This window comes from Guptibacillus hwajinpoensis, from assembly GCF_020171785.1.
GTDB lineage: Bacteria > Bacillota > Bacilli > Bacillales > Guptibacillaceae > Guptibacillus > Guptibacillus sedimenti.
On the sequence record NZ_JAIVAE010000011.1, the window covers coordinates 54,455 to 66,948 of the forward strand.

The window sequence follows — 12,494 nt, forward strand, 5'->3', positions numbered from 1 at the left end:
TTTGCAAATGTGAAAAAGCAAGCACGATAGGGATTAACCCTTGTTCGTGCTTGCTTTTTTTTGTTGCGCTTTATCAAGATCGTCTCTCGTTGTTTTATCCCATAGAGGGACTCCTTTTTGATAGGCAGCTCTTGAAATCATATGCCCAGAAACCGGTGCTGTCATAAGAATAAAGATAATCCCGAGAATGAGCTTACCACTCACCATTTGTTCTTCGAAGATGAAGTAAAGGAAAGCGGCGATAAGAATTCCAGCTACTCCTAGCGTAGCACTTTTTGAAGCAGCGTGTAGACGAGTGTATACGTCAGGAAGTCGAAAAATTCCTAGCGCTCCAGAAAAAAGGAAAAACGTACCGATAAGCATAAAAATGCTAATCACGACTTCTTTCAATGATAACACCCTTTTCCAAAAATTTAGCAATAGCTACTGTCCCTATAAAAGCAAGGATTCCAATGAGAAGAATAATATCATTGAAATATTCTGTTTCTAGTTTAATCGCTAGAATACCAGCTATTGCCATTAAATTAATGCCGATTGTATCTAGTGCAACTGCCCGGTCAGGATTTGAGGGTCCTTTTATGGCTCGATAAAGTAAAAACAAAGTGGAGATCGCAATGATGACGATACAGATCGTTGATACGGTAGATAAAAGAGAAGTCATCTTGTCACCTCCATAATCGCTTTCTCAAACGTTCCTTTAATTTCCTTAATGACTTCATCAGCATCAGGAGCATCCATCGCATGAATGTAAATGTGCATATTGTCAGGTGCAACTGATACCGTTAGCGTACCGGGAGTTAATGTGATTAGATTCGCAAGCATTGTTATTTCCCAGTTTGTGCGAACGTCAATAGGAACTTCAATAATACCTGGTTCCATTTTAAGCTTAGGACTGTAGACGAGCTTAACGACTTGTACATTAGCCATTAACAATTCTTTAATAAACAAGAACAACAATTTAATAATTGCCCAGAGACGATAGAAATAAAATCGATCTGGAATAAAACGCTCCATTAAGAGGAGCAGCCCAATCCCAAATAAATAACCGATAAAAAATGTACTAAAAGAGTAGCTTTCAAATAGAAACATCCAGAGAACGGCAATTATGAGATTAATGATAATTTGAATTGGCATGCCATCTACTCCTTCATGACGGAATCAATATAGTTTGCCGGATCAATCATTTGATCTGCAATAGTTTGGACAGTAGGGTAAATAAACTCTGCACCTAGTCCAAGGAATACGGTGAACACTAATAGAAACGCAGCTGGCAAGATCTTACCTTTAATAGAATTTTCATTTTGTACGTATTCCGATTTAGGCTCGCCCCAGAAACCATTAATAAAGATGCGAATAACAGATAGGAGAATTAAGAGACTTGTCACTAAGCCAATTACGCCAAGTACATAATGACCTTCTTCAAACGCTCCTCTTAGAATCAAAAGCTTACCGATAAATCCACTAAATGGCGGTAACCCTGCAAGTGCGAGTGCACCAATGAAAAAGAGCCATCCAAGTAGTGGTTGGTTTTTAATAATGCCACCCATCTTTCTTAAATCTGAAGTGCCAGCATAAGCCACCATAGCACCTACAAGGAAGAAGAGCGCCGCTTTAATGATCATATCATGTAGGAGATAATAAACAGTTCCTGCGAGTGCAGTAGCTGAGAAGACGCCAATGCCTAGAATCATATAGCCAACTGCTGGGATGATATTGTAGGCGATAATAAGTTGTACATTATTCGTTGACAACGCTCCTATCACGCCAAATACAAGTGTGAAACCTGCCATGATCAGTAAAACCTGGTGCGTTACAGAAAGGTTATAGACGAAAATCAATGAGAAAACTCTAAGAATCGAGTAGACTCCAACTTTCGTAAGGAGTGCACCAAATAATGCTGAAATAACGGTTGGTGGAACAGTGTAAGACTTAGGTAGCCAGAAATATAGCGGGAAAAGTGCTCCCTTTGTTGCAAATACAATAAGGAGGAGTATAGCAATGGTTGTTAAGACACCATCTTGTTGGACTTCTCCTACACGTTCTGCCAATTGAGCCATATTTACTGTTCCAACAACTGCATAAAGAAAAGATACGGTTGTAACAAAGAGCATTGAAGAGAACAAGTTGATAATAATGTATTTAAATGACTCTCTGAATTGTTCTTTCGTGCCTCCAAGAACAATTAACCCGTATGAAGCAATTAAGAGAACTTCAAAAAATACGAATAAGTTAAACAAGTCTCCTGTTAAAAAGGCTCCACTTACCCCTGCGATTAGAAGCTGAAAGAGCGGATAAAAGTAGTACCGCTCACGCTGTTCATCTAGTGATTTAAATGCATAGAAAGCACATGCAACCGAGATGATATTCGCTGTAACAACGAGTAGCATAGCAAGTGGATCAGCGACGAGAACAATGCCATAAGGCACTGTCCAATCACCTGCTTTTAGCACAATCGTTCCATTTTGAATAACGTTAAAAGCAATAATTGAAACAACTGCAAGATTTACTAGAACCATGATGCGGGTGATCAATCTTACAAGCGGTAACCGCTTATTCAAGAATACAAGAATGATTCCTGTTAAGAGCGGCAATAAAATTGGAAGTATAGCTAGGTTACTCATGGTCATTACCCCTCAATTTCTCCATATTATCGGTACCATTCGTTTGGTACGTCCGATACGCTAGCACAAGAAGAAATGAAGTCACACCAAAGCTAATAACAATGGAAGTTAAAATCAGGGCCTGGGGGAGCGGATCAGCGTAGCTCGTTACTCCCTCAGATAGAATTGGTGGTTTCCCACGATTCAACTTTCCCATCGTAATAATAAATAAGTGAGCCCCATGAGACAACAGTGCCGTACCGATAATGATTTTAAGAATTTGTTTCTGCAAAATCATATAAACCCCTGCAGTGAAAAGAATTCCTGCAAGCACAGACATGATGATTTCCATTAATCATTTCCCTCCTTCTTACCTGGACGAAGTTTGATCATTGTATAAATACCAAGAGCGGCTAGTCCAAGCACAAGGATTTCAAGCATCGTATCCAATCCACGGAAGTCAACAAGAATCACGTTAACCACGTTATCTCCTCCGCCTAATTTATAAGAGTTCTTTAGGAAATAGTCGGAGATCGGTTCAAAAAGCTTTGTGCTATGAGAAGCGATACCTACCATTGTGACAAGAACACCGACTGAAATCGAAATAACCCAGTTAACGGCATTTGTGCTTTTGGATTCTTTCTTTTTATCAAAGTTAGGTAGGTGATAAAAACAAAGTAAAAACAGAGCAACAGTAACCGTCTCAACAATAAGCTGTGTTAGTGCGAGATCCGGTGCCCGGAAAAAGACGAAGAGAAGAGATAGTCCATATCCAACAATTCCAAGAACTAAAATGGCTGCAATGCGATTTTTCATGAAAATCGTAGCGATGGCAGCACCCGCCATTACAATCGCAATCATTACTTCAGGTATAGCGATTGGTGCCAGGTCATCAAAATTAATTTGAAAACCGCCAGTTACGCTCATTGTAATCCCTACTAAGGCAATGAAAAAGACGAAAATATAAATCATGTAATGACGAAGAGAACCAGTCATATAAACATTTGTTAATTTTCTTGAGCCGTTGATCAGTCCGTTTATGAGACTATCGTAAGCTTTTGCAGCAGATAATTTACCTGGTAACGCCTTGTAAACATGCTGCCATTTTTCTCGCGTAAGGTACAAAGCAGAACCTAGAATGAGAACGGCTAGGCTCATATAAAGGGCCGGTCCGAACCCATGCCAAAATTTAATATGTGTCTCCCCGACTGAGCCATTAATGGCATCGACCATTGGCGATAGAAGTGCATGGCCAAAGGCATCCGGGATAAACGCAATAATAATGACAAGTAAAACAAGTACTATAGGTGAAATAAGCATGCCAATTGGTGCTTCGTGCGGCTGTTTCGGTAATGTTTCCCTCTGTTTCCCGGTAAACGTACGGAAGAATAGCATGATGGAATAGACGAATGTAAAGATACTTCCACCAACAGCAAAATATGGGAAGAAAGGTGAAACAGCCTCAACAATTGTAGAAGCATTTTCAAAATGAAGTGATGAATCGAAAAACATTTCTTTACTTAGGAAGCCGTTTAAAAATGGTAGCGGAAATCCGGCCATAGAGAACGTACCAAAGAAGGCTAATGTGGCCGTAATCGGCATGAATGTAAATAGTCCGCCGAGCTTTCTAATATCCCGCGTTCCTGTTTCATGATCAATAATACCCGCAACCATAAAGAGACTCCCTTTAAATGTCGCATGGTTTAAAATGTGGAATACAGCAGCAAGAATAGCTAGTTCTGTACCAAAGCCTAACATCGCCATGATCATTCCAAGTTGACTGATCGTAGAATAGGCAAGTATCGCTTTCAAGTCGGTTTGTGTAACTGCCATATAGGATCCCCAGCATAGTGTGAGTAAACCAAAACCACTGACAATTAAAAAGAAAAGGTCTGTTCCAGCGAAGATAAGACTTAATCTAGCGACTAGATAGATACCTGCTTTAACCATCGTAGCTGAATGAAGAAAGGCACTAACTGGCGTTGGTGCTTCCATAGCATCAGGCAACCACGTATGAAATGGGAATTGAGCCGATTTTGTAAAGGCTCCAAGAAGTACAAGAATAAGGATAAATGGAAAGAGAGTTGAGTTAACAATCATTTCCCCATTCTCAATAATCCCTCGAATGCTTGCAGTTCCTGTAATGTCGGCCATTAATATAAAACCACCAAGCATCGCAAGACCACCGAATACAGTAATCATCATGGACTTGAGGGCACCAGAAGTCGATTTTTCTCTTTGATACCAGTAGCCGATAAGTAAAAATGACGAAATGCTTGTTAGTTCCCAGAATGTGTAAAGAACAAATAAATTATCCGATAACACAACCCCAAGCATAGCTCCCATAAACAATAGGAGATAAACATAAAAATGGCCAAGTTTTTCGGCTTTACTTAAATAATAGATGGAATATAGAACGACAAGAGATCCAATTCCAGTGATCAAAAGCGCGAAAAACAGGCCAAGACCATCGATATAGAATGTAACGTTCACTCCAAGTGATGGAATCCACTCAAACGTTTTTAGTGTATGTACACCCTGCATAACTCCCTGTATAAACGTAAGAAAATACCCGAATAGAAGAATCGGAACTAAAAGAACAAACCATCCTAAATGGACTTGTTTCACGCCCCGATAAAGCAACGGGATGAAAAACGCTGCCAGAAAAGGTAGCAAGACAGCTGCATGAAGCATTCTACAAAAACCTCCCCACTAATGCTCAATATGATAAAAGTTCAAATGAACTCATATTGCAATAACTCAATTGTAATCAAAAACCGACACATTTATCAACTTTTCATGTTTGAAAATGCAACTTTCCCGTATAAGTTTTCCAAACAACGCCGATTCTATTTGCGAAAGGAGGATACACATGATAAAATCCATTTCTATTCTTTTTCCCATCGTGATTTTATTAACTGCCTGTCAAAGTGTATATAAAAGTGAGGATCAATCACCGTACGCACCACGAGAGTATTTTAGAGCAATTGAAGTTGAACCACTTGGAGCAGCGTTAATGAAAGATCATAGTCCGAACAGTTCGATCGAAACGATTCAAAGCATGTTGAAAGACGAGTCAGCCATAAATGATGTTATTATTCTTTCTCGTGACAATCAAACGGTTGTAGCATTAAAACCGTTTGCATATAAGCGAAGAGATGTTGATTCTTTATTATCTAAGTATCATGATTTATTAAAGTCAGAAGGGGTAGCAGCTGTCTTTTTAACAGAACCTAATCATTATAGAAGCGCTAAGAGGATGAAACAAGAAAACGAAGTTAGCAATGAAGAGTGGGAAGCCACGTGGGGAAGTTATTTTGAAGGAAAATAAACAAAAGGCCAACCCTGGTATGAGATCAAGGTTGGCGAATGTTATACCCCAAGCATAGAAACTTGTTTATCGAGCCTGCGTCTTTGTATTTCACGTTGAATAAGGTGAATAAATTCACTACTAAGTTTAAGTTCCTTTGCCTTATAAAAGGATTCAATCAACAAGTCATCCGATAACTTTTCCATGATTACGCACCTCCAAAATAAGGTTCTATCCTCCGATTATTCCGCATAGTTTGTATGTGGATCTTTTATTTGCAGTTAGCTTACCATGGAAAGATTCATAGAACAACCGTTCCGTTATCCACAGTTAAAAGTGGATAATTTGTGGGTATAGTGTTTATATCTTACTTATTTTCAATGGCTTAATGGTTTATATATGTTAATAATGTTATCCACATTTTTTGGAAATGACGCTATTTGTCGAAAAATTTTGATATCATTTGTTTTTTTTCGTTAGATTCGTTTATAAGTTAATAGTTGTGCGTAATGAAAATATTGATACAATAGGGGTGTCACTAATACTAGGAGTGTTGCAATTTGCTAAATAAATTTTTGCCAAATGAACATGTGCAAGACATCTTTCAAATAAGCCCGGAGCTACTAAAAGAACGTGGTGTAAAAGGTATTATCACTGATCTTGATAACACTCTTGTTGAGTGGGATCGAGCAGATGCTACGCCTGAATTATTAAAATGGTTTCAACAAATGAGTGACGAAGGTATTCTCGTTACCATCGTTTCAAATAACAATAAGACAAGAGTGGAGAAATTCGCTTCCCCTGCGGAGGTGCCCTTTATATATGAAGCTAGGAAGCCAATGACAAAGGCATTCCGTAAAGCTTTAAATGATATGAAGCTGAAAGCCGAAGATACTGTTGTCATCGGAGATCAGATCTTTACAGATGTAGTTGGAGGAAATCGAATGGGACTTCATACCATTCTAGTCGTTCCTGTAGCTAAAACGGATGGGTTCTTTACGAAATTTAATAGAAGAATGGAAAGTGTGTTCCTTGCTTATATGAAGCGTAAAGGGAAGATAAATTGGGAGGAATAGGTTTGGAAAATGAACAAATCATTTGTGCTGGATGTGGCATAAACATTCAAACAGAGGATAAAAACGCATTAGGCTATGCGCCGCCTTCTGCGCTTAAACGTGATGTGATTATCTGTCAGCGCTGTTTTCGTTTGAAGCATTATAATGAAATTCAAGACGTTTCGTTGACCGATGATGATTTCTTAAAGATTCTAAATGAAATTAGTCAGACGGATGCTCTTATTGTCAAAATTGTTGATATTTTTGATTTTAACGGGAGCTGGTTACCAGGTATTCAAAGATTCGCGGGTGGAAATCCCGTATTACTAGTTGGAAACAAGGTGGACCTTCTGCCTAAATCTGTGAACAGAGCAAAGTTAGTGAAATGGATGCAAACAAGTTCAAAAGAAAATGGACTAAAGCCAGCAGATGTGATGTTAATGAGTGCAGATAAAGGCGATGGTGTAATGGACGTTGCTGCTGAAATTGATCGTTTAAGGGATGGAAGAGACGTTTATATTATTGGCTGTACGAACGTAGGAAAATCAACATTTGTAAACCGACTAATCCACGAGTTTGGTGGCGATGAAGAACAAATGATCACAACAAGTCAGTTCCCAGGGACTACGCTTGATTTGATTGATATCCCACTTGATGATGGCAATACCTTATATGACACTCCAGGAATTATTAATCATCATCAGATGGCTCATTTCGTAAATGCTGAAGAATTAAAGTTAATTAGCCCTAAAAAAGAGATAAAACCAAAGGTATTCCAATTAAATGAAGGGCAGACCCTTTTCTTTGGAGGACTTTCACGTCTTGACTTTGTGGAAGGTGGAAGGCAGTCCTTTATTTGTCATGTGTCGAACGATCTCTATATTCACCGTACGAAGATTGAGAAAGCTGATGAGCTCTACCGAGACCACCTTGGAGAACTTCTGTATCCACCTGGTGATCAAACGAAAAAAGAGCTTCCTTCTTTAATTGGACATGAGCTTCGAATAAAAGAAGAAAAAATGGATATTGTTTTTTCAGGACTTGGATGGGTTACCGTGTCTGGAAAAGGTACAACTGTTAAAGCCTATGCTCCTGAAGGCGTCGGCGTCTCAATCAGAAAATCACTAATTTAGGAGGCAGGTAATGGGGAAACTATATGGACTTATTGGTCATCCTGTTGGACACTCGATGTCACCACTTATGCATAATGGTGAATTTAAAGCGCTTGGTTTGTCACATCACTACCAAGCATTTGATCTTTCCCCTGAACAGTTAGAGGATGGCGTAGAGGCTATGAAGATGCTTGATATTCAGGGATTCAACGTGACCATTCCTCATAAAGTCGCCATTATCCCATTACTAGATGAGGTGGAGCAAGAAGCCCTTGATATCGGTGCTGTTAATACAGTTTACAAGCGTGATGGTAAATATATTGGCACAAACACAGATGGAAAAGGTTACTTACTCTCTTTACTTACTTTAATGAAAGTAAAGGATCTTAAGAACAAAAGAGTCCTCGTGATTGGAGCAGGTGGGGCCGCACGAGCCGTAGCTGTTAGTATTTCTAGGGCTGGTGTGCTTTCCTTAACGATCGCAAACCGTACCCTTGAGAAGGCGGAAAATCTAACAAGTGTATGTCACGCCTATACAACAGCAAATGCCACAACACTGCAAGAAGCAGAAATGATGCTATCTCACTTTGATATTATTATTAACACAACATCAATAGGGATGAGCCCACATCTTGATCGGATGCCTTTATCAGTAGAGGATTTGAATAAGGGAACAGTGGTAAGTGATCTTATATATAATCCACTTGAAACGAAATGGATGCGACTTTCAAAACAAAAAGGCGCTATCACAGATAATGGAATTTCTATGTTTGTTGAGCAGGGGGCTCTAGCTTTTGAAAAATGGACAGGGGAAACGCCCGATCGAGAAAGAATGAGAAATGCGGTTTTAAAAGAGTTAGGAGGATATTCATGTTAACAGGTAAACAAAAACGTTTTTTACGCGCAAAAGCAAATCGTCTCAATCCTATTTTTCAAGTAGGAAAAGGTGGCGTTAATGAAAATATGACGAAGCAAATTGAGGAAGCTTTAGAGGCTAGAGAGCTTATTAAAGTAAGCATCCTTCAAAATTGTGAAGAAGATCGTAATAGTGTAGGAGAGCAATTGTCCACTGAAACTGGAGCGGAACTTGTTCAAATTATTGGAAATATGATTGTGCTGTATAAAGAATCAGAAGAGAATAAAGAAATTATTCTTCCATAATGACTGAAGCAAAAAAGTTGAGAGTCGGCTTACTTGGAGGGACATTTGACCCCCCTCATCTTGGACATTTAACGATTGCACAGGGAGTACTCGAGACATGTAAACTTGATGAAATCTGGTTTATGCCGAGCCATCGTCCCCCACATAAAAACGGAAGTGCTATTACTGATAATCATCAAAGGATGAAGATGACTCAGTTAGCGATTGATGGAAATCCTCATTTTAAGCTGTCTTTAATTGAGTTTGAACGTAATGATCGCTCATATACGATTGATACCATTGAAATATTGAAAGAAAATTATCCGGATATCGATTTTTATTTTATTATTGGTGGAGACATGATTGAGGATTTACCGAACTGGCATCGAATAGATGAATTGTCTCGTATGATTAAGTTCATTGGGGTTAATCGGCCGGGTTATCATCCGGATAAAGAACAGTACCATGTTTCGCTCATAGATGTTCCACAAATTGATGTCTCATCAAGTGAATTAAGAAGAAATTTACATGACAAAAAGAGTGGAAGATATTTACTTCCCGAATCCGTCCGAACTTTTATTGCAGAGGAGGGATTATATGAATCGAACTGAAGCGTTAAAGCTTGTTAAGCCTCATTTAACAGAACATCGCTATGTTCATACGATTGGGGTAACGGATACTGCGGTTGATCTTGCTGAAAAATATGGGGCAGATCCACAAAGGACCGAAATAGCAGCTATTTTTCATGACTATGCCAAGTTTCGACCTAAAGAAGAAATGCGTCAAATTATTATTGATCAATCGTTTAATGAAGATTTGCTCGAGTACTCATCCGAACTCTGGCACGCTCCAGTCGGAGCTTATTTAGTGCGCTATGAGATTGGCATCAATGACGAAGAGATTCTAAACGCAATCAAATACCATACTTCTGGACGTCCTAATATGACGTTAATGGAGAAGTGTGTGTTTATTGCTGATTACATTGAACCGGGCAGATCATTTCCTGGTGTAGATGAGGTTAGAGAAGTTGTCCAAAAAGATCTTGATCAAGCTATTGCGTTGTCTCTCAGGAATACTGTGCAGTTTTTAATGAAAAAGAATCAGCCTATTTATCCGGCGACATTCTTAACATATAACAGCATTGTAAAGTCGTTCAACACCTGAGAAGAAATGGAGGAAACTAAATGAATGAGAAGCAAATGATTAGCCTTGCTGCCAAAGCAGCTGACGATAAAAGAGCAGAAGATATCGTTGCACTTAATATGAATGGAGTTTCATTAATTGCGGACTACTTTTTAATATGTCACGGTAATTCAGAAAAACAAGTTCAAGCAATCGCTAAAGAAATTAAAGATCAGGCATTAGAACAAGGGATGGATATAAAAAGACTGGAAGGTTATGATCAGGCACGCTGGGTTCTTGTTGACTTAGGCAGCGTTATTGTTCATATTTTTCATAAAGATGAACGCCATTATTATAATCTTGAGAAGCTTTGGGGAGATGCGCCACATTTACCACTTGAGGAAATTCTAGCGTAATATGCACTCATATGAACGCTTTTCTTATGTTTACGATCGTTTAATGGAAGAAGCTCCATATGGTGAATGGGTGGATCTTGTTAAAAAGGAAGTAGCAACTGGAAAAGTTCTCGATCTGGGCTCAGGAACAGGAGAATGTTCCATTAATCTTGCTCAAGTTGGTTTTGATGTTACAGCTGTGGACCTTTCTGAGCATATGCTCTCTGTAGCTCAGGATAAAGCTATTCGTGAAAAGCTTCCAATCAAGTTTCTACTGCAGGATATGCGAGAGCTTGAGACGGGTGAATTGTATGATGTTGTTACAATTTTTTGTGATTCGTTGAACTATGTGACAGACAGAGAAGGTGTGAAAGCAACCTTATCAAACGTATATCAGCACCTGAAACAGGGTGGTGTATTATTATTTGATGTTCACTCTCTTTATAAAGTACAAAGCCTTTTTGTTGATAACACCTTTGCAAGTAGTGAAGATGATATATCTTATATATGGAATAGTTTTGCTGGAGCAGAAGAAGGCGCTGTTGAGCATGAGCTTAGCTTCTTTGTTGAAAATGAAGAAGGACTTTATGAACGGTTTGATGAAATTCATTACCAAAGAACGTTTGCAATCGATGAATATCTAGCCTGGCTAAGAGAAGTAGGCTTTGAAAATATTTCAGTGACATCTGATTTTACAAATTTAGAACCAACCCCGTCATCCGAGCGTTTATTTTTTAGAGCTGTTAAATAGTAAAAAGAGTGATTTCGATTGAAATCACTCTTTTTATCTTTTATTGAAGGGATTTTTCTTTTCGTAGCGAATTCACTTATACACCTCGCTATTTCTGCTTCGACTCTTCCTTAAATTGCACTTTAATTCCTTCGCGATCTTCCTTAAACTTTCTATGAGTGCTCTGAATCAAATGATGAAACATCTCTCCGGTTTCTGCTTCAAGAACCTTTAATCCCTCTCCTGTAACGCCACCTTTGACGGTTACCTTTCGCTGTAAAGTTTCTAAAGAAAAATAATCTTTTTCAAGTAGCTTCCCCATACCAATGAGCATTTCTGTGGCAAGGATCGTAGCTTGCTCATTTGATATGTTTGTTTCTGTCACTGCTCCTTCAATAAATTGTTGAATCAAATAACTTAGAAAAGCTGGGCCACAACTTACAATATCAGAAGAAACCCTTGTGATATCCTCGTCTGTTTCAATAGGGGTAGAAATTTGTGACATCAGATAAAGCAGCTTTACTTTGTTTGCTTCAGAACAACGACTTCCGAACGTAACAAGTGATGCGCCACTAAGAGCTCTGTTCGTAATACTTGGAATGGCTCTAGCTACGTCACAAGTAACGAATGATTCAATCTCACTTACTTTAATTGGGCTTGTGATGGAAACGATTAACTGCTGTGGTTTTAAATTAGACCGTATCTTTTTGAATAGCGGAAAATACTCATGAGGTTTGACACAAATAAAGATCATATCAGACTTTTTAACCACTTCATCTGCACTTTTGACAACATTGAGTGAAGGATATTGCTGTTTAAGTTTCGAAGCCTTTTCACTTGAACGATTTACAATTGTGAGATGGGAAGGTATTACGGCGCAAGAATCAATAAAGGAAGATACAAGAATCGTCCCCATATTGCCGGTACCTATGACACCGATTTTCAATAAACTCCCCCTCCTTCCATACTCATTTCTCCTACAACATATGTAAGAAAGTCTCATTATATGTTTAAGAACAAGAAACATTCG

17 protein-coding genes are annotated in these 12,494 nt (G+C 38.7%); 9 read left to right on the top strand and 8 right to left on the bottom strand.

What is annotated here, in order from left to right; genetic code table 11:
* Positions 1-33 precede the first annotated feature (33 nt).
* The 6 genes from mnhG to LCL91_RS16320 are packed head-to-tail and all read right to left on the bottom strand — an operon-like array spanning position 34 to position 5,294.
* Positions 34-399 (bottom strand): monovalent cation/H(+) antiporter subunit G, encoded by a 366-nt coding sequence (mnhG, locus tag LCL91_RS16295; protein ID WP_165996827.1) that lies wholly within the window; start codon positions 397-399, stop codon positions 34-36.
* Positions 371-661 (bottom strand): Na(+)/H(+) antiporter subunit F1, encoded by a 291-nt coding sequence (locus LCL91_RS16300; protein WP_098444331.1) that lies wholly within the window; start codon positions 659-661, stop codon positions 371-373. The genes mnhG and LCL91_RS16300 overlap by 29 nt, the downstream gene beginning before the upstream one ends.
* Positions 658-1,134: a Na+/H+ antiporter subunit E gene (locus LCL91_RS16305; protein WP_098444330.1), complete on the bottom strand. Its 477-nt coding sequence runs from the start codon at positions 1,132-1,134 to the stop codon at positions 658-660. Before LCL91_RS16305 ends, LCL91_RS16300 begins: the two co-directional genes overlap by 4 nt.
* 5 nt (positions 1,135-1,139) lie before the next feature.
* Positions 1,140-2,621 carry a Na+/H+ antiporter subunit D gene (locus tag LCL91_RS16310; protein WP_224883869.1) on the bottom strand — a complete coding sequence of 494 codons (1,482 nt, stop codon included), beginning with the start codon at positions 2,619-2,621 and terminating at the stop codon, positions 1,140-1,142.
* Positions 2,614-2,952 carry a Na(+)/H(+) antiporter subunit C gene (locus LCL91_RS16315; protein ID WP_098444328.1) on the bottom strand — a complete coding sequence of 113 codons (339 nt, stop codon included), beginning with the start codon at positions 2,950-2,952 and terminating at the stop codon, positions 2,614-2,616. Before LCL91_RS16315 ends, LCL91_RS16310 begins: the two co-directional genes overlap by 8 nt.
* Positions 2,952-5,294 (bottom strand): Na+/H+ antiporter subunit A, encoded by a 2,343-nt coding sequence (locus LCL91_RS16320; RefSeq protein WP_224883871.1) that lies wholly within the window; start codon positions 5,292-5,294, stop codon positions 2,952-2,954. The genes LCL91_RS16315 and LCL91_RS16320 overlap by 1 nt, the downstream gene beginning before the upstream one ends.
* Positions 5,295-5,472: 178 nt before the next feature.
* On the opposite strand from LCL91_RS16320, the gene LCL91_RS16325 reads away from it, so the two are divergent.
* Complete coding sequence (locus LCL91_RS16325; RefSeq protein WP_224883873.1) at positions 5,473-5,931, top strand: hypothetical protein; 459 nt, start codon at positions 5,473-5,475, stop codon at positions 5,929-5,931.
* 41 nt (positions 5,932-5,972) lie between these two features.
* Here LCL91_RS16325 and LCL91_RS16330 read toward each other — a convergent pair whose 3' ends face one another.
* Complete coding sequence (locus LCL91_RS16330; protein WP_098444325.1) at positions 5,973-6,116, bottom strand: sporulation histidine kinase inhibitor Sda; 144 nt, start codon at positions 6,114-6,116, stop codon at positions 5,973-5,975.
* Between the two features lie 354 nt (positions 6,117-6,470).
* Between LCL91_RS16330 and LCL91_RS16335 the strand changes: the two genes are divergently transcribed.
* The 8 genes from LCL91_RS16335 to LCL91_RS16370 are packed head-to-tail and all read left to right on the top strand — an operon-like array spanning position 6,471 to position 11,485.
* Positions 6,471-6,986, top strand: a complete 516-nt coding sequence (locus tag LCL91_RS16335) for a YqeG family HAD IIIA-type phosphatase (protein WP_224883875.1) — start codon at positions 6,471-6,473, stop codon at positions 6,984-6,986.
* Between the two features lie 2 nt (positions 6,987-6,988).
* Positions 6,989-8,098: a ribosome biogenesis GTPase YqeH gene (gene yqeH, locus LCL91_RS16340; protein ID WP_224883877.1), complete on the top strand. Its 1,110-nt coding sequence runs from the start codon at positions 6,989-6,991 to the stop codon at positions 8,096-8,098.
* A 10-nt stretch (positions 8,099-8,108) separates the two neighbouring features.
* Entirely contained in the window at positions 8,109-8,954 is an 846-nt protein-coding gene (gene aroE, locus LCL91_RS16345) for a shikimate dehydrogenase (protein WP_224883879.1), read from the top strand.
* Positions 8,948-9,238 carry a ribosome assembly RNA-binding protein YhbY gene (gene yhbY / locus LCL91_RS16350; RefSeq protein WP_098444321.1) on the top strand — a complete coding sequence of 97 codons (291 nt, stop codon included), beginning with the start codon at positions 8,948-8,950 and terminating at the stop codon, positions 9,236-9,238. The genes aroE and yhbY overlap by 7 nt, the downstream gene beginning before the upstream one ends.
* Positions 9,238-9,828, top strand: coding sequence for a nicotinate-nucleotide adenylyltransferase (locus tag LCL91_RS16355; RefSeq protein ID WP_224883881.1), 591 nt, complete (start codon positions 9,238-9,240; stop codon positions 9,826-9,828). The genes yhbY and LCL91_RS16355 overlap by 1 nt, the downstream gene beginning before the upstream one ends.
* Positions 9,815-10,381, top strand: a complete 567-nt coding sequence (gene yqeK, locus LCL91_RS16360; protein ID WP_224883883.1) for a bis(5'-nucleosyl)-tetraphosphatase (symmetrical) YqeK — start codon at positions 9,815-9,817, stop codon at positions 10,379-10,381. Before LCL91_RS16355 ends, yqeK begins: the two co-directional genes overlap by 14 nt.
* Before the next feature lie 20 nt (positions 10,382-10,401).
* The gene (gene rsfS, locus LCL91_RS16365) at positions 10,402-10,755 is read left to right on the top strand and encodes a ribosome silencing factor (RefSeq protein ID WP_098444318.1); all 354 of its coding nucleotides are present in this window, start codon (positions 10,402-10,404) and stop codon (positions 10,753-10,755) included.
* A 1-nt stretch (position 10,756) separates the two neighbouring features.
* Complete coding sequence (locus LCL91_RS16370) at positions 10,757-11,485, top strand: class I SAM-dependent DNA methyltransferase (RefSeq protein WP_224883885.1); 729 nt, start codon at positions 10,757-10,759, stop codon at positions 11,483-11,485.
* 88 nt (positions 11,486-11,573) lie between these two features.
* Here the strand turns inward: LCL91_RS16370 and comER are convergent, their stop codons facing one another.
* Complete coding sequence (gene comER, locus LCL91_RS16375) at positions 11,574-12,410, bottom strand: late competence protein ComER (RefSeq protein ID WP_224883887.1); 837 nt, start codon at positions 12,408-12,410, stop codon at positions 11,574-11,576.
* Positions 12,411-12,494: the final 84 nt, after the last annotated feature.

Coding starts and splice junctions, on each gene's coding strand:
- LCL91_RS16300 (WP_098444331.1), bottom strand. CDS start 661: ATGACTTCTCTTTTATCTACCGTATCAACGATCTGTATCGTCATCATT.
- LCL91_RS16305 (WP_098444330.1), bottom strand. CDS start 1,134: ATGCCAATTCAAATTATCATTAATCTCATAATTGCCGTTCTCTGGATG.
- LCL91_RS16310 (WP_224883869.1), bottom strand. CDS start 2,621: ATGAGTAACCTAGCTATACTTCCAATTTTATTGCCGCTCTTAACAGGA.
- LCL91_RS16315 (WP_098444328.1), bottom strand. CDS start 2,952: ATGGAAATCATCATGTCTGTGCTTGCAGGAATTCTTTTCACTGCAGGG.
- LCL91_RS16320 (WP_224883871.1), bottom strand. CDS start 5,294: ATGCTTCATGCAGCTGTCTTGCTACCTTTTCTGGCAGCGTTTTTCATC.
- LCL91_RS16325 (WP_224883873.1), top strand. CDS start 5,473: ATGATAAAATCCATTTCTATTCTTTTTCCCATCGTGATTTTATTAACT.
- LCL91_RS16330 (WP_098444325.1), bottom strand. CDS start 6,116: ATGGAAAAGTTATCGGATGACTTGTTGATTGAATCCTTTTATAAGGCA.
- aroE (WP_224883879.1), top strand. CDS start 8,109: ATGGGGAAACTATATGGACTTATTGGTCATCCTGTTGGACACTCGATG.
- yhbY (WP_098444321.1), top strand. CDS start 8,948: ATGTTAACAGGTAAACAAAAACGTTTTTTACGCGCAAAAGCAAATCGT.
- LCL91_RS16355 (WP_224883881.1), top strand. CDS start 9,238: ATGACTGAAGCAAAAAAGTTGAGAGTCGGCTTACTTGGAGGGACATTT.
- yqeK (WP_224883883.1), top strand. CDS start 9,815: ATGAATCGAACTGAAGCGTTAAAGCTTGTTAAGCCTCATTTAACAGAA.
- rsfS (WP_098444318.1), top strand. CDS start 10,402: ATGAATGAGAAGCAAATGATTAGCCTTGCTGCCAAAGCAGCTGACGAT.
- LCL91_RS16370 (WP_224883885.1), top strand. CDS start 10,757: ATGCACTCATATGAACGCTTTTCTTATGTTTACGATCGTTTAATGGAA.